Annotated in this window: 13 protein-coding genes; 4 read left to right on the forward strand and 9 right to left on the reverse strand. The window is 68.8% G+C overall.

Annotated features, from left to right (window positions below):
- Nucleotides 1–82 precede the first annotated feature (82 nt).
- The 5 genes from C9412_RS13295 to C9412_RS13315 form a co-directional block, all read right to left on the reverse strand.
- The gene (locus tag C9412_RS13295; RefSeq protein ID WP_107232087.1) at nucleotides 83–421 is read right to left on the reverse strand and encodes a hypothetical protein; all 339 of its coding nucleotides are present in this window, start codon (nucleotides 419–421) and stop codon (nucleotides 83–85) included.
- A gap of 77 nt (nucleotides 422–498) precedes the next feature.
- The gene (locus tag C9412_RS13300; protein WP_107232054.1) at nucleotides 499–1,440 is read right to left on the reverse strand and encodes a DegV family protein; all 942 of its coding nucleotides are present in this window, start codon (nucleotides 1,438–1,440) and stop codon (nucleotides 499–501) included.
- Nucleotides 1,441–1,535: 95 nt separating this feature from the next.
- The gene (locus C9412_RS13305) at nucleotides 1,536–2,168 is read right to left on the reverse strand and encodes a 2-hydroxychromene-2-carboxylate isomerase (RefSeq protein ID WP_107232055.1); all 633 of its coding nucleotides are present in this window, start codon (nucleotides 2,166–2,168) and stop codon (nucleotides 1,536–1,538) included.
- Between the two features lie 20 nt (nucleotides 2,169–2,188).
- Nucleotides 2,189–3,472 carry an amidohydrolase family protein gene (locus C9412_RS13310; protein ID WP_107232056.1) on the reverse strand — a complete coding sequence of 428 codons (1,284 nt, stop codon included), beginning with the start codon at nucleotides 3,470–3,472 and terminating at the stop codon, nucleotides 2,189–2,191.
- On the reverse strand, nucleotides 3,472–4,881 hold the full coding sequence (locus C9412_RS13315; protein WP_107232057.1) for an amidohydrolase: 1,410 nt from the start codon (nucleotides 4,879–4,881) through the stop codon (nucleotides 3,472–3,474). Before C9412_RS13315 ends, C9412_RS13310 begins: the two co-directional genes overlap by 1 nt.
- A 152-nt stretch (nucleotides 4,882–5,033) precedes the next feature.
- On the opposite strand from C9412_RS13315, the gene C9412_RS13320 reads away from it, so the two are divergent.
- Both C9412_RS13320 and C9412_RS13325 read left to right on the forward strand, forming a co-directional pair.
- A complete protein-coding gene (locus C9412_RS13320) occupies nucleotides 5,034–5,810 on the forward strand; it encodes an AMP nucleosidase (RefSeq protein WP_057497361.1) in 777 nt (258 codons plus the stop codon).
- A gap of 43 nt (nucleotides 5,811–5,853) precedes the next feature.
- Nucleotides 5,854–6,393 carry a DUF924 family protein gene (locus C9412_RS13325; protein ID WP_005410992.1) on the forward strand — a complete coding sequence of 180 codons (540 nt, stop codon included), beginning with the start codon at nucleotides 5,854–5,856 and terminating at the stop codon, nucleotides 6,391–6,393.
- A gap of 120 nt (nucleotides 6,394–6,513) precedes the next feature.
- Here C9412_RS13325 and grxD read toward each other — a convergent pair whose 3' ends face one another.
- Entirely contained in the window at nucleotides 6,514–7,440 is a 927-nt protein-coding gene (gene grxD / locus C9412_RS13330; protein WP_107232058.1) for a Grx4 family monothiol glutaredoxin, read from the reverse strand.
- Between the two features lie 59 nt (nucleotides 7,441–7,499).
- Here grxD and C9412_RS13335 point away from each other — a divergent pair, with 59 nt between their 5' ends.
- Nucleotides 7,500–8,279, forward strand: a complete 780-nt coding sequence (locus C9412_RS13335) for a polysaccharide deacetylase family protein (protein WP_107232059.1) — start codon at nucleotides 7,500–7,502, stop codon at nucleotides 8,277–8,279.
- Nucleotides 8,280–8,805: 526 nt separating this feature from the next.
- Here the strand turns inward: C9412_RS13335 and C9412_RS13340 are convergent.
- The 3 genes from C9412_RS13340 to C9412_RS13350 are packed head-to-tail and all read right to left on the reverse strand — an operon-like array spanning nucleotide 8,806 to nucleotide 11,425.
- Nucleotides 8,806–9,525 carry a class I SAM-dependent methyltransferase gene (locus C9412_RS13340; RefSeq protein ID WP_107232060.1) on the reverse strand — a complete coding sequence of 240 codons (720 nt, stop codon included), beginning with the start codon at nucleotides 9,523–9,525 and terminating at the stop codon, nucleotides 8,806–8,808.
- Nucleotides 9,526–9,529: 4 nt separating this feature from the next.
- Nucleotides 9,530–10,147 carry an SGNH/GDSL hydrolase family protein gene (locus C9412_RS13345; protein ID WP_107232061.1) on the reverse strand — a complete coding sequence of 206 codons (618 nt, stop codon included), beginning with the start codon at nucleotides 10,145–10,147 and terminating at the stop codon, nucleotides 9,530–9,532.
- A 3-nt stretch (nucleotides 10,148–10,150) separates the two neighbouring features.
- Nucleotides 10,151–11,425: a pyridoxal phosphate-dependent aminotransferase gene (locus C9412_RS13350; protein ID WP_107232062.1), complete on the reverse strand. Its 1,275-nt coding sequence runs from the start codon at nucleotides 11,423–11,425 to the stop codon at nucleotides 10,151–10,153.
- A gap of 123 nt (nucleotides 11,426–11,548) precedes the next feature.
- On the opposite strand from C9412_RS13350, the gene rsgA reads away from it, so the two are divergent.
- Complete coding sequence (gene rsgA, locus C9412_RS13355; RefSeq protein WP_107232088.1) at nucleotides 11,549–12,649, forward strand: ribosome small subunit-dependent GTPase A; 1,101 nt, start codon at nucleotides 11,549–11,551, stop codon at nucleotides 12,647–12,649.
- The last annotated feature ends 233 nt before the right edge of the window (nucleotides 12,650–12,882 follow it).

Below are 12,882 nucleotides of genomic sequence, written 5' to 3' on the forward strand. Positions count from 1 at the left end.
GTGTGTGGATGCCGGGCGGCGGCCGGCACTACCTCGCGCCCCGTAGTTGCCAACCAAGGTTGGCAACTACCAGATCCAGGCCTCAACGCACGTCGCGCAGTTCCCAGTGGCTGCCGGCCAGCAGGCGCAGGCGCTGCTTGAACACGTCACTGTCGATGCGGGTGGTGGCCACCAGGTTGATGCGCAGGTCTTTCTGCTCGCCGGTCACGGTGGCGTCCGGATCGGTCACGCCCCACTGCGGTTCCACCGCATCCGGGTCGGGCTGCTTGGCCTTCCAGCGCTCGAACAGCGTGCCGCTGCGCAGGGCGTTCTGCAGTTCCTCGGCGAAGCCGGCGGCGCCCTGCGAATGGAAGGACAGGTCAGGATCGTTGCCGCGGGCCTTGGACGGGTCGGGCAGGCTGATGTGGTACTGCGCAGGCATGGTGTTCTCCTTGAAGTGCGGCAAGGCTGGCACAGTCGCGGTGGAATCGATGTGCAGATTCCCGCCGCGGTTGGCCTTCATTCAAACCGATGCGGCCCATCGGCAAAGCCCACGGTGACCGCGCCCTTGCCGACGTTGACCATGCCGGTCAGGCTCATCACCGACTCATACACGCTGACACCGTGCTCGGCGCAGACCTGCTTCAATGCCGCATAGCCGGGCAGGGCGCGCAGTTCGTCCAGTTCACCGCCATAGCTGACGCACACCGTCGGTGTCATCAGCCCGGCGCGTACACGCTGGCCCACCACGGCAAACAGCTTCTGTACGGCGTTGTCGAAGCCTTTGATCTTGGCCACTGGCCCGGTCTCGCCGCGGTAGCCGTGCAGCACCGGCTTGATGTCCAGCGCGCTGCCCAGCGCGGCACTGAGCAGGCCAACGCTGCGGTCGCCCTTGTGCCGTGCACGTGCGCGCATGTAGTACAGGTCGCGGGTGACCATGTAGCCATGCACGTTGCCAGCCAGTTCCTCCAGCCGCTCGCGGATCTGCTGCACGCTGGCGTTGCTGTCGCGCAGGCGCACGGCCTCGATCGCGGTCACCGCCTGCGCCGCAAACAGGTTCTGGGTGTCGAGCACGCGCAGCGCGAACGGCGAGTTGTAGCCCGCCGCCTGCCGTACCGGCTTGTAGTCGTTGAGGATGGCGAAGCTGGCCTGCAGCGCGTTGTCGTGGATCGGGCTGCGGGTCTTGGTGATGGTCATGCAGAACACGTGGTCGTAGTCGATCACCAGCTGCTGCAGGAACAGGTCGCGGATCTGGTTGACGCTGAAGGGGATGGTTTCCGCTTCAGCGCCATGCTCGGCCACGTGGGCGTGCAGGAAACTGAGCGTGGCCTGCTCATCGCGGTGATCGGCCAGCACGGCTTCGCCGATGCGGACGGTGATCGGCAGCAGCACGATGTTGTGTTCGGCGATGAAGTCCTGCGGCAGGTCGCAGGCCGAGTCGACGACGATTCCGATGCGCATCCGCGGCTCCCCCTCCAGGGCGGTTGTAGGTTCGGAAATGTGAAAACTATCTCAAAACCGCGCCCGGCGCGCGAGGGAAATACGCCAGTGCCTGTTCAGCGATTGCGCTGCACCGCCACCGGCAGGCTGTCCAGGCGCTGCCACTCGGGTTGCTGCAACAGGCCCGGATCGTCCAGCACGGCGGCCATCAACGGGTGCGCATCGTTGCCCCAGAACAGTTCATCGCCGATGGCCAGGGTCGGCACGCCGAACACGCCGGCGCCGATGGCGGCGTCGGTGTTGCGCCGCAGCTGCTCCTTCACCGCCGGATCGGCAATGGCGGTGGCCACGTCCTCGATGTCCAGCCGGGCGCCGGGCTCGCGCAGGGCCTCAGCACTGTCGCCGGCGTTGCCCTCGCGCCAGATCCAGTCAAACAGCACGTCCACCGCCTGCGCGCTGGCACCGGCCGCCAGGCACAGGCGCAGCGCCGACAGCGGGTTGAACGGATGGCCCGGTGGGAAACGCAGCGGCGTGCCCTCGGCCTGCGCGGTCCACTGCAGCTGGCGGTACATGAAGCGACGCTTGGCCGGAATCTCGGCCGGGCCGAGGTTGCCCAGGTGATGCAGCACCGCACCGAAGGCGATCGGCACCGGCTGGATCTGGCCGACCTGCGGCAGCCGCTTCAGCTTCTGCCAGTGCAGGTAGGAATAGGGCGAGACGAAGTCGAAATACCAGCGCAGCGTGGCCATGAGGGTTTCCTTGAAGGCGGTCAGGGCTGCGCGTTGCGCTGCAGGTAGCGGTCGCGCAGTTCGGTCTGGCGCGAGCGCATCGGCATCGCACGGCCGCCCAGCCAGACCTGTTCGGCATAGTGCGCCACATCCAGCGGGTCGCCTTCCCACAGCACCAGGTCGGCGCGCTTGCCCGGCTCGATGCTGCCGATCTGGTCGGCCACGCCGAACGCCTGTGCCGGAACCCGGGTCAGGCCGGCCAGGCCGTCGGCCCAGGGCAGGCCGTTGGCGACCGCGTTGCCGGCCAGCTGGCGCATCTTGCGCGCGTTGTGCGAGGCATCGCCGCGCTGCACGAACGACACCGCCACGCCGGCCCGCTGCAGGCGTGCGGCGTTTTCCAGGGTGGCACCGATCTGGTCGAAGCTGGCCGGCAGGTTGGCCAGCACGTCGACGAACACCGGCACGTGCGCCGCTGCCAGTTCCGGCGCCAGCTGCCAGGCTTCGCTGCCGCCGGCAAGGGCGATCTTCACCTTCTCGCGCGCGGCCCAGCGCAGCAGCTGGCGGATGTCCGCCGCGCGGTCCACCTCCACCACGATGCGGCCCTGGCCGGCCAGGTAGCGGCCCAGCGTGCGCCGCCCGGCCGGGGTCAGCAGGGCATGCGGCGAATCGGCGGCCACCTGGCCGCGGGCTTCATCCACCATCTGTTGCAGCAGCATCCATTGCGCGGCGCGCGAGTGGCCGGTCAGCTCTGATGCCGCCGAGCCCAGGCGCAGGAACAGGGCGTGCGGCCCGAGGGGATCGGCGCTGCCGTCCAGCCGGACCACGCCGCCCTGGCCGGCCACGAAGCCGCCTCCGGTAGCCGCACCCAGCGCGGTGAAGCCGATGCCCTCCAGCCGCGCCACCGGGATCAGCACCGAAGCCGGGTTGTAGGCCAGGGTGACGTCGAACTCGGGCCGCAGCGGTTGCTCGCCGATCTTCAGCGTGCTGTCGACCGTGCTCGATTCACCTGACACTTCTTCGATGCCGATCTCGGTGATGCCACCGAACAGCGCCGGGGTCAGCGGCCGACCATTGGCCTCGACCACGTTCACCCCGGCCGGCGCCGACAGGCCGACACCCACCGCGCGGATGATGCCGCCCTGCACCAGCACGTCGGCGTTGTGCAGGCTGCCGCGCGTGCTGGCGGTGTGCACCGTGGCGTTGCGCACCAGCAGGTCCTGCGCCGATGCCGATGCGGAAATGCAGGCCAGCACCATGACTGTAGTGCCGAGCCATGCTCGGCTGCCCTTCGCGGCAGACTGCGCCAACTGCTTGAGCACCACCATCAGTGCACCTCCTGGCCGAGCTGGAAGTCGGAACGTGGCGTTGCCGCCGGCGCGCTGCGGTCATACAGCCGGCGGCCATCAATGAAGACCTGCTCGGCCAGCGCATACGAACTGAAGGGGTTGCCGTTCCACACCACCACGTCGGCCATCTTGCCGGTTTCCAGGGTGCCGGTCTGGCCCTCGATGCCCAGCGCCTTGGCGGCGTTGGCGGTCATCCAGGTGATGGCATGTTCGGGGGTGATCTCCGGCATGCGCGCGCGTCGCGCCGAGGCCATCACCTTGGCCGCTTCCTGGTTCAGGCGCTGGATGCCTTCGGGCGAATCGGAATGGACGATGGCGCAGCTGTTCTTCGGTCGGTCGACCAGCGCGATGTTCTCCTGGATGCCGTCGAAGGCTTCCATCTTGAAGCCCCACCAGTCGGCCCACAGCGCACCGCAGACGCCGTCGGCGGCCAGGCGGTCGGCCAGCTTGTAGGCCTCCACACCATGGTGGAAGGCGGCCACCTTGAAGCCGAATTCCTTGGCCAGGTCGAGCATGGTGGCCATTTCGTCGGCGCGGTAGCAGTGGATGTGCACGCGGATGTCGCCCTGGATCGCGCCCGCCAGCGTGTCCAGCTTGAGGTCGCGCTTGCCACCGGCATCGCCGGCGCTGTCGCCCTTGTCGCTGCCGAACCAGCGCTTGCGCTTGGCCGCCTTGGGCGTGTTCTTGGCGATGTAGTCGGCGGCATCGATGAAGGCGGCGCGGTAGCCGGCCACGTTGCCCATCCGCGTCGCCGGGGCCACGCCCTTGCCTTCGCCGTAGACCCGCTTGGGATTCTCGCCGCAGGCCATCTTCAGCCCCCACGGCGCGCCGGGGAACTTCATCGCCTGGTAGGTGATGGCCGGAACGTTCTTGAGGGTCACGCCGCGGCCACCCACCAGGTTGGCCGAGCCGGGCAGCACCTGCATGCTGGTCACGCCGCCGGCCAGCGCGGTGGCAAAGCCGGGGTCCTGCGGCCACACCGAGTGTTCGGCCCAGACGTTGGCGGTGACCGGTGCGGTCACTTCGTTGCCGTCGCTGTGCGCACCGACGCCGGGGCTGGGGTAGACGCCCAGATGCGAGTGCACGTCGATCAGCCCCGGCGTCACCCATTTGCCCTGCGCATCGATGCGGGTGACCCCGGCGTCGGCCTGCAGTTGGCGGCCAACGGCGGCGATACGGCCGTCGCGCAGCAGCACGTCGGCGTTGTCCAGGCGTTGGCCGGTACCGGTCAGCACGGTGGCGTTGTGGATCAGCACCGGCGCATCGGGATGGGCCTGGTAGGTGCTGGGGTAGGGGTCTGCCACGAAGCGCGAGGCGCCCACGGCGGGTGCGGTGGCCATGGCCAGCAGTGCCAGCCCCACCCCAGCGCGCAGCATCGTTGATGTCATCCAGCTCCCCTCCAGGCGTAGTCCAGCCGCCGACGCTAGCCGGGCGGTGGTGGGCTTGCCAAGTGACCTTCTTCACAGGGCAGTGGCGGGCGGCTCGACGGCATCGCCCAGCTGGCTGAAAATAGCCGGTCCCCCGCCGTACCGGACCGACCATGAAGAGCAAGCAGGAAATCGTCGACAACTGGCTGCCACGCTATACCGGCGTGCCGCTGGACCAGTTCGGCCAGCACATCCTGCTGACCAACTTCGGCGGCTACCTGCATACCTTTTCCGAGCTGACCGGCGCACCCGTCATCGGCTTGGACCGGCCCATGGCCAGTGCCACCATCGACGGCATCACCATGATCAACTTTGGCATGGGCAGCCCCAACGCCGCGATCATCATGGACCTGCTGTCGGCGGTGATGCCCAAGGCGGTGCTGTTCCTGGGCAAGTGCGGTGGACTGAAGCGCAAGAACCAGCTGGGCGACCTGGTGCTGCCGATCGCTGCGATCCGGGGCGAGGGCACGTCGGGCGACTACCTGCCGCCGGAAGTACCGGCCTTGCCGGCCTTCGCGCTGCAGCGTGCGGTCTCGACCATGATCCGCGACCTCGGCCACGACTACTGGACCGGCACCGTCTACACCACCAACCGCCGGGTCTGGGAGCACGACGAGGCGTTCAAGGAGCGGCTGCGGGCGATGCGCTGCATGGCCATCGACATGGAGACGGCCACCGTGTTCGCCGCCGGCTTCGCCAACCACATCCCCAGCGGCGCGCTGCTGCTGGTTTCGGACCAGCCGATGATCCCGGACGGGGTCAAGACCGAGGCCTCCGATGCCAAGGTCAGCTCCCAGTTCGTGCAAAACCATATCCAGATCGGCATCGAGGCGCTTAAGCTTATCCGGCGCAACGGCAAGTCGGTCCGCCACCTGCGCTTCGACGAATGATGATGACGGCCTGGCGCGGCGCGCCGGCCCTGGGGAGTAGGTGATGGACGTTGCCGCGCAAGTGGTGGAATTCTGGAAGGAGGCGGGCCCTGCAAAGTGGTTCGCCCGCGACGATGCGTTCGACGCGCAGTTCCGCCAGTTGTTTCTGGATGAGCATTTCGCTGCGGCCTCGCGCGCGCGCGAACACTGGCTGGGCAGTGCCGAGGGCGCGCTGGCGTTGATGCTGCTGCTGGACCAGTTCCCGCGCAACTGCTTCCGCGGGACCGCCCATTCCTACGCCACCGACGGCCTGGCGCGGCACTACGCCATGCGTGCGATCGAGGAAGGCCTGGACCTGCAGCTGGTGCCGAAGCTGCGCGCCTTCATCTATCTGCCGTTCGAGCACTCCGAAGATCCGCTGGACCAGGACCGTTCGGTGGCGATGTTCGACGTGCTCGGTGACAAGGAATACCTGCAGTACGCCGAACTGCACCGCGACATCATCCGCCGCTTCGGCCGTTTCCCGCACCGCAACGCAGTGCTCGGCCGTTTTCCCACCGCCGAAGAGCTGGACTACCTGGCCGAAGGCGGGTTTGCGGGGTAAAAAAAGGGGACGGAGGGGATTAAGTCGCTTACGCCACAAACGACTTAATCCCCTCCGTCCCCTTTTTCGGGGTCAGAGCCCTTTCCGTAGGAAAGGGCTCTGACCCCATGCCGGGACCGATCAGTACTTCGGCACGCCGTTGTCCACTTCGTCCGACCATGCATCGATGCCGCCGGTGACGTTGAACACCTTGCTGAAGCCCAGGGCGCGGAACTGCTCGGCGGCCTGCGCGCTGCGGCCACCGTGGTGGCACAGGAAGGCCAGCGCGGTGTCCTTGGGCAGGGCTTCCAGCTCGGCACGACCGTTGCCGTCGAAGCTCTTGAACGGCACGCCGACGGCGGCGATGGCGCGTTCGTCGGCCGGGCGCACGTCAACCAGGGTCACGTTGCCGGCGCGCACCAGATCGTCGGCGTCGCGCACGCTGATTTCCTGCACCGGCTTGGGCGCGTTCGGGTTGTCGATGGCCAGGCCCTTGCCGCGGATGTCGTCCACCCAGTCGATGGTGATGCCGTTGGCGCGACGCGCGCTGGCCAGGTCGAACTGCACGCGCAGGCCATTGGACTCGGCCGCGATCGCGCCTTCATCGTGCGGGGCCAGCTGGAAGTTCGGCTGGAAACGCGCGTCGATGGTCAGCTGCAGGGAAGCGCCCGGGGCGTCGGCCAGCGCGCCCTTGAGCATTTCCACCGCGGCCGGGGTGACGGTGATGCTCGGCGGGGTGCGGTCCGGCGCGGCCAGGCCCAGCACGCTGCTCAGCTCGCCGCTGGCGGCCATCTGCAGCACGATGTCGCTGCCGCCGACCAGTTCGCCGTCGATGTACAGCTGCGGGATGGTCGGCCAATCGCCGTAGGCCTTGATGCCTTCGCGGATTTCCTGGTCGGCCAGCACGTTGACGTGGGCGAACTCGACGCCCAGATCCTGCAGGGCACCCACGGCCTTGGCCGAGAAACCACACTGCGGCAGCGACGGCTGGCCCTTCATGAACAGCACGACGCGGTTGGCGTTGAGGATGGATTCGATGCGCGAACGCAGGGCGGGATCGAGGGACATGGACGTCGGGGTTCCGGGAATTCGAATCAGCAATTCTACCCCCCATGGCATCATGGGGGATGAGCAACGCAGGAACATTGCATCGCATCCCGGCCCGCCCCTGGCGCTGGCTGCCCTGGCTGCTGCTGTCGCAACTGGCCGTGATCCTGGTCTGGGTCCTGGCCGGCTGGCAGTGGGGCCTGCCCGTGATGGTGGCCAGCCACGCACTGTTCATGGTGCCGGTGTTCCTGCCCAACAGCCGCTTCTACGCGCCGGTGCTGAGCCGCCTCCCCGAGGCCGGCGAGAGTGTCTGGCTGACCATCGATGATGGTCCCGGCCCGGAAACCCGCGCGGTGCTCGACCTGCTGGACCGCCACCAGGCCCGCGCCACCTTCTTCCTGGTGGGCGAGCGCGCGCTGGCCCAGCCGGAGCTGGTGCGCGAGATCCTGCGCCGCGGGCACGATCTGGGCAATCACAGCCTCAGCCACCCGCAGGCCCGTTTCTGGCGCCTGGGCCCGTCTGCCATGCGCGCCGAGATCGAAGGCTGCCAGCACGCGCTGCAGGCGGTCGGTGGGCGGCCGGTGCGCTGGTACCGTTCGGTGGTGGGCATGACCAACCCGTTCGTGGCGCCGGTACTGAAGGCGCTGGGGCTGGTGCGCGTGGGCTGGAGTGCCCGCGGCTACGACGGCGTCGGCTGCACGCCGGAGGGCGTGCTGGCGCGGCTGCTGCCCGACCTGCGCCCCGGCGCCATCGTACTGCTGCATGAAGGCGCCGCCCATGGGCACAACCGGGTGATCATCGAGCGCGTGCTGCAGGCGCTGGACGAGCGCGGGCTGAAGGCGCGGCTGCCGGTTCTGTAGCAGCCGAGCGTGGGCTCGGCTCTACAGGGGCGGGCGATCATCCTGTAGCGCCCGAGCCCATGCTCGGGCGGCGGTGCGCAGCGCCGGAAAGCGTCGGAGAGCAGCCGAGCGTGGGCCCGGCTCTACAGGGGCCGGTAGTCATCCTGTAGCGCCCGAGCCGATGCTCGGGCGGCGGTGCGCAGCACCGGAAAGCGCCGGAGAGCAGCCGAGCGTGAGCTCGGCTCTACAGGGGCGGGCGATCATCCTGTAGCGCCCGAGCCGATGCTCGGGCGGCGGTGCGCAGCACCGGAAAGCGCCGGAGAGCAGCCGAGCGTGGGCTCGGCTCTACAGGGGCGGGTAATCATCCTGTAGCGCCCGAGCCCATGCTCGGGCGGCGGTGCGCAGCACCGGAAAGCGTCGGAGAGCAGCCGAGCGTGGGCTCGGCTCTACAGGGGCGGGTAATCATCCTGTAGCGCCCGAGCCGATGCTCGGGCGGCGGTGCGCAGCACCGGAAAGCGCCGGAGAGCAGCCGAGCGTGGGCTCGGCTCTACACCTCAGGCCGTTCGGCCACCAGCAGCCAGCTGTTGAACGGGGTTCGCCCATGCAGGGGGCGCGGGGCGGTGACCTGCAATCCCGCTGTGGCCAGCGTCGCCTGCACGACCTGCGGGTCGGGGTAGTGACGCGGCCGTGTGCCCATCCAGCCGACCAGCCAGGCCAGCCGGTCCGCGACCCGGGTAGTGCGGTCGCGGCCATCGCCGGTGGCCAGCGGTGTGCGCAGCAGCAGGCGGCCGCCGGGTGCCACCCGCTCGCTGGCGGCGCGCAGCAGCGCCTGCTGCGGGCCTGCGTCCAGGTACTGCAGTACGTCCAGCAGCAGCACGTGCCCGCGATGGGCCGGCAGAGGAGCCTGCACATCCAGGCAGTCGAAACGCACGTCATGCAGCTCGACAGCGCCACGTTGTGCGCGGGCGATCTTGCCCGCATCCACATCCACGCCCAGGTAGCGTCGGGTGCCGCCACGCTGGCGCAGCACATGGGCCAGCAGCCCCAACCCGCAGCCCAGGTCGAGCACCGGCTGCCCATCCTCCGGCAGCTGCTGCAGCACGCCGTCGTACAGCGGGTCACTGCCGAGTTTGCCGCGGGTGTAGTAGTAGTCGCGGCGGCTGCCCCAGGCCTGCGCCGGGCGGAAAGCCTCGGCAATCGAACGGGCCTGGAGTGCCGTCAGGGGCGTGCAGGGCAGGGGCGTGCCATTCCGTGGCGTGCCGTCCATCGGTTCAGTCCGTGCTGCCCAGCAGATGCGCCGCAACCGGCAGGGCGCGCGCGCTCCACAACGCGTACATCCGCGCCGAGGGGTGCAGCCCGTCTTCGGCGATCATCGTCGGCGCGTCGCCCTGTGCGCGGCTGATGTCGGTGATGTCGACGAAGGCCACGCCGTGCCGGGTGCTGATCACGTCGGCGGCGGCATTGAACTCATCGGTCTCGATCTCGATCGCGGCCAGGTCGCGGCCACTGCCGGCGCCGAACGGGGTCGCACCCCAGTCTGGGAAGGACAGCACCAGCACGCGTCCGGCATCGCCACCAGCGAAGCCGATTGCCCGCTGCAGCAGCGCTTCAAACTGCTCGCGGTACTCGTCCAGCGGGCGGCCACGGTACTGGTTGTTGACCCCGATCAACAGGCTGACGAAATCGAAGGGGCCCTGCGGCGCCACCGCATCGATGCCGGCACCGAGTTCGTCGGTGGTCCAGCCGGTGGTGGCAATGGTCTGCGGGTCGGCCAGGTCCACGCCCTGCGCACGCAGCGCGGCGGCCAGCTGGTGCGGCCAGCGGCCCTCGATCGCGACCGCTTCACCGATGGTGTACGAATCGCCCAGCGCCAGGTAGGACAACGCCACGGCTCAGGCTACCGAGCGGCGCGGCTTCATCGGCACGACCTTGGTCGCGTCCTCGGCACGGCGCGCCAGCACGCGGTCGATGCGCGCGAACACATCGCGCATCACCGAGGCTTCCGGCAGCAGGGTCACGCGGAAATGGTGGCGGTAGGGCACGTTGAAGCTGGAGCCCGGTACCACCAGCACGCCTTCGTTGTTCATCAGGTCCAGCGCGAAGGTGTGGTCGTCGAAGCCCTTCGCGGCGGCGCCGACCACGGCCGGGAACGCGTACAGCGCGCCAGCCGGCGCGACCAGTGACAGGTGCTCGCTGGCTTCGCACGCTTCGATCACCGCGCGGCGGGTTTCATACAGGCGGCCACCGGGGGCGCACAGCTCGGAAATGGTGTCCGGCCCATTCACCGCCGCCTCGATCGCGTACTGCCCCGGCACGTTGGCGCACAGGCGCAGCGCACCGAGCAGGTCCAGCGCGGCGCGGAAATCGCCCAGGCGCGCGTCATCGCCGCTGAGGTGGGCCCAGCCCACGCGCCAGCCGCAGGCGCGGTGCACCTTGCTCAGGCCGCTGAAGGTCAGGCACGGGTGGTCGCCGGCCAGCGGCGCGACCGGCTGGAACACCGCATCGTCGTACAGGATCTGGTCGTAGATCTCATCGACCAGCAACAGCAGGTTGTGGCGGCGCGCGATCTCCACCACGCGCTCCAGCAGTTCGCGCGGGTAGCTGGCGCCGCTGGGGTTGTTCGGGTTGATCAGCACGATAGCGCGCGTGCGCGAAGAGACCAGGGTCTCGATCTCGCTCGGGTCCGGCTGGAAGCCGTTTTCGGCGGCGCAGCGGTAGTACACCGGGCGGCCGTCGTTGAGGATGGTCGAAGCCGACCACAGCGGGTAGTCGGGCGAGGGCACCAGCACTTCATCGCCGGGGTTGAGCAGTGCGCGCAGCGACAGGTCGATCAGTTCGCTGACGCCGTTGCCGACGAACATGCGGTCCGGGTGCGCATCGGGTGCGCCGCGACGGGCGTAGTACGCCGCGATCGCTTCGCGCGCCACTGGCAGGCCCTGCTGGTGGGTGTACGGGTCGGTGCGGCCCATGTCGTCGGCGATCGCGCGCTGCAGGTGCTCGGGCGCGCGGAAACCGAAGTTGCCCGGGTTGCCGATGTTGAGCTTGATCAGCTTGCGGCCCTGCGCCTCCAGCTCCCGGGCTCGCCGCGCCAGTTCTCCGCGGATTTCGTAGCGCACTTCGGAAAGGCGCTCGCGGATGGCCAGGGGCTTGGGCGAGGAGGTGGACATGGGGTATGGGCCGTCAAAAGGCATGGGGCTTCCATCCTACCGGAATTGCTGCAATGCATGGCAAGGCCCCAGGGCCTGCCGTTGTTGGGCTGGCAGGGCATCGGCACGGGTAGAATGGCGGCGATGACCCAGACCCCCGATTTCACCGCCCTGCAGACCATCGGCTGGCCCTGGCCGGGCCCGCCGCAGCAGGCCGACTGGCAGGCCGCGATGGCCGCGCACCCGCAGGCCCGCCCGGCGCGGGTGATCGAGCAGCACCGTACCCACTATGTGGTGGCCGACGGCCCGGACGCGGCGATCAAGGCCGAGTCGCTGCCGGAATGGCAGCGCCCGCGCTTCCCCAGCCATGAACGGCCGGCGGTGGGCGACTGGGTGCTGCTGGACGGCATCCGCATCGTCGCCCTGTTGCCGCGCCGCACCGCGATCAAGCGTGGCGCCGCTGGCGAGCATTACCACCAGCAGGTGATCGCGGCCAATATCGATACGGTGTTCATCGTCTGCGGCCTGGATGCCGACTTCAATCCGCGCCGCATCGAGCGCTACCTGCTGCTGGTCGGCGGCGGCGGTGCCGAACCGGTGGTGGTGCTGACCAAGGCCGACCAGACCGAGTACAGCGAAGACGCGCTGGCGGTGTTGGAAGAGCTGGAGATGCAGGGCATCGCGCTGCATGCGATCAACGGCCTGGATGCGGAAAGCGTGGCGGTGCTGCAGCCGTGGCTGGGCCCGGGCCGCACCGTGGTGCTGGTCGGTTCCTCCGGCGCCGGCAAGTCCACACTGACCAATACCCTGCTCGGCGAGCAGCGGATGAAGACCAACGCGGTGCGCGCCAACGATTCGCGCGGCCGCCACACCACCACCCATCGCGCACTGATGCCGCTGCCGATGGGCGCGTGCCTGATCGACACCCCCGGCATGCGCGAACTGAAGCCGACCGGTGAAGAGACGCTGTCCGAAGGCGGCTTTGCCGATATCGAAGCGCTGGCTGCACAGTGCCGCTTCAATGACTGCAAGCACCAGCAGGAACCGGGCTGTGCGGTGCGCGCGGCGATCGAGGCAGGCGAGATCGAAGAGAGCCGGCTGCTGAACTACTTCAAGCTGAAGGAAGAAGTGGCGGCCGCTGCGGCCAAGCTGGCGGTGCGCCAGGCCGAGACCGCGCAGGAGCGCGGTGGCAAGAAGGGCAAGGGCCAGCAGTTCCGCCCGGCCGGAAAGCCGCGCCGGCGCTGATCGGAGTCGCGGGGTCAGCGCCCATTGCGCTGCAATGGGATCCGACCCCGGCAATGAACCTGCCGCTGCCTGCTCCTGGTAGGTGCCAACCTTGGTTGGCACGGATGTGTCCGTAACCCGTCTCTGCCTGCTCCTGGTAGGTGCCAACCTTGGTTGGCACGAATCTGTCCGCAGCCCGCCGACGGCGTGTGCCAACCAAGGTTGGCACCTACCAAAGCAATGGCAGGGCGCTA

This window comes from Stenotrophomonas sp. Nf1 (assembly GCF_003028475.1).
Taxonomy (GTDB): Bacteria; Pseudomonadota; Gammaproteobacteria; order Xanthomonadales; family Xanthomonadaceae; genus Stenotrophomonas.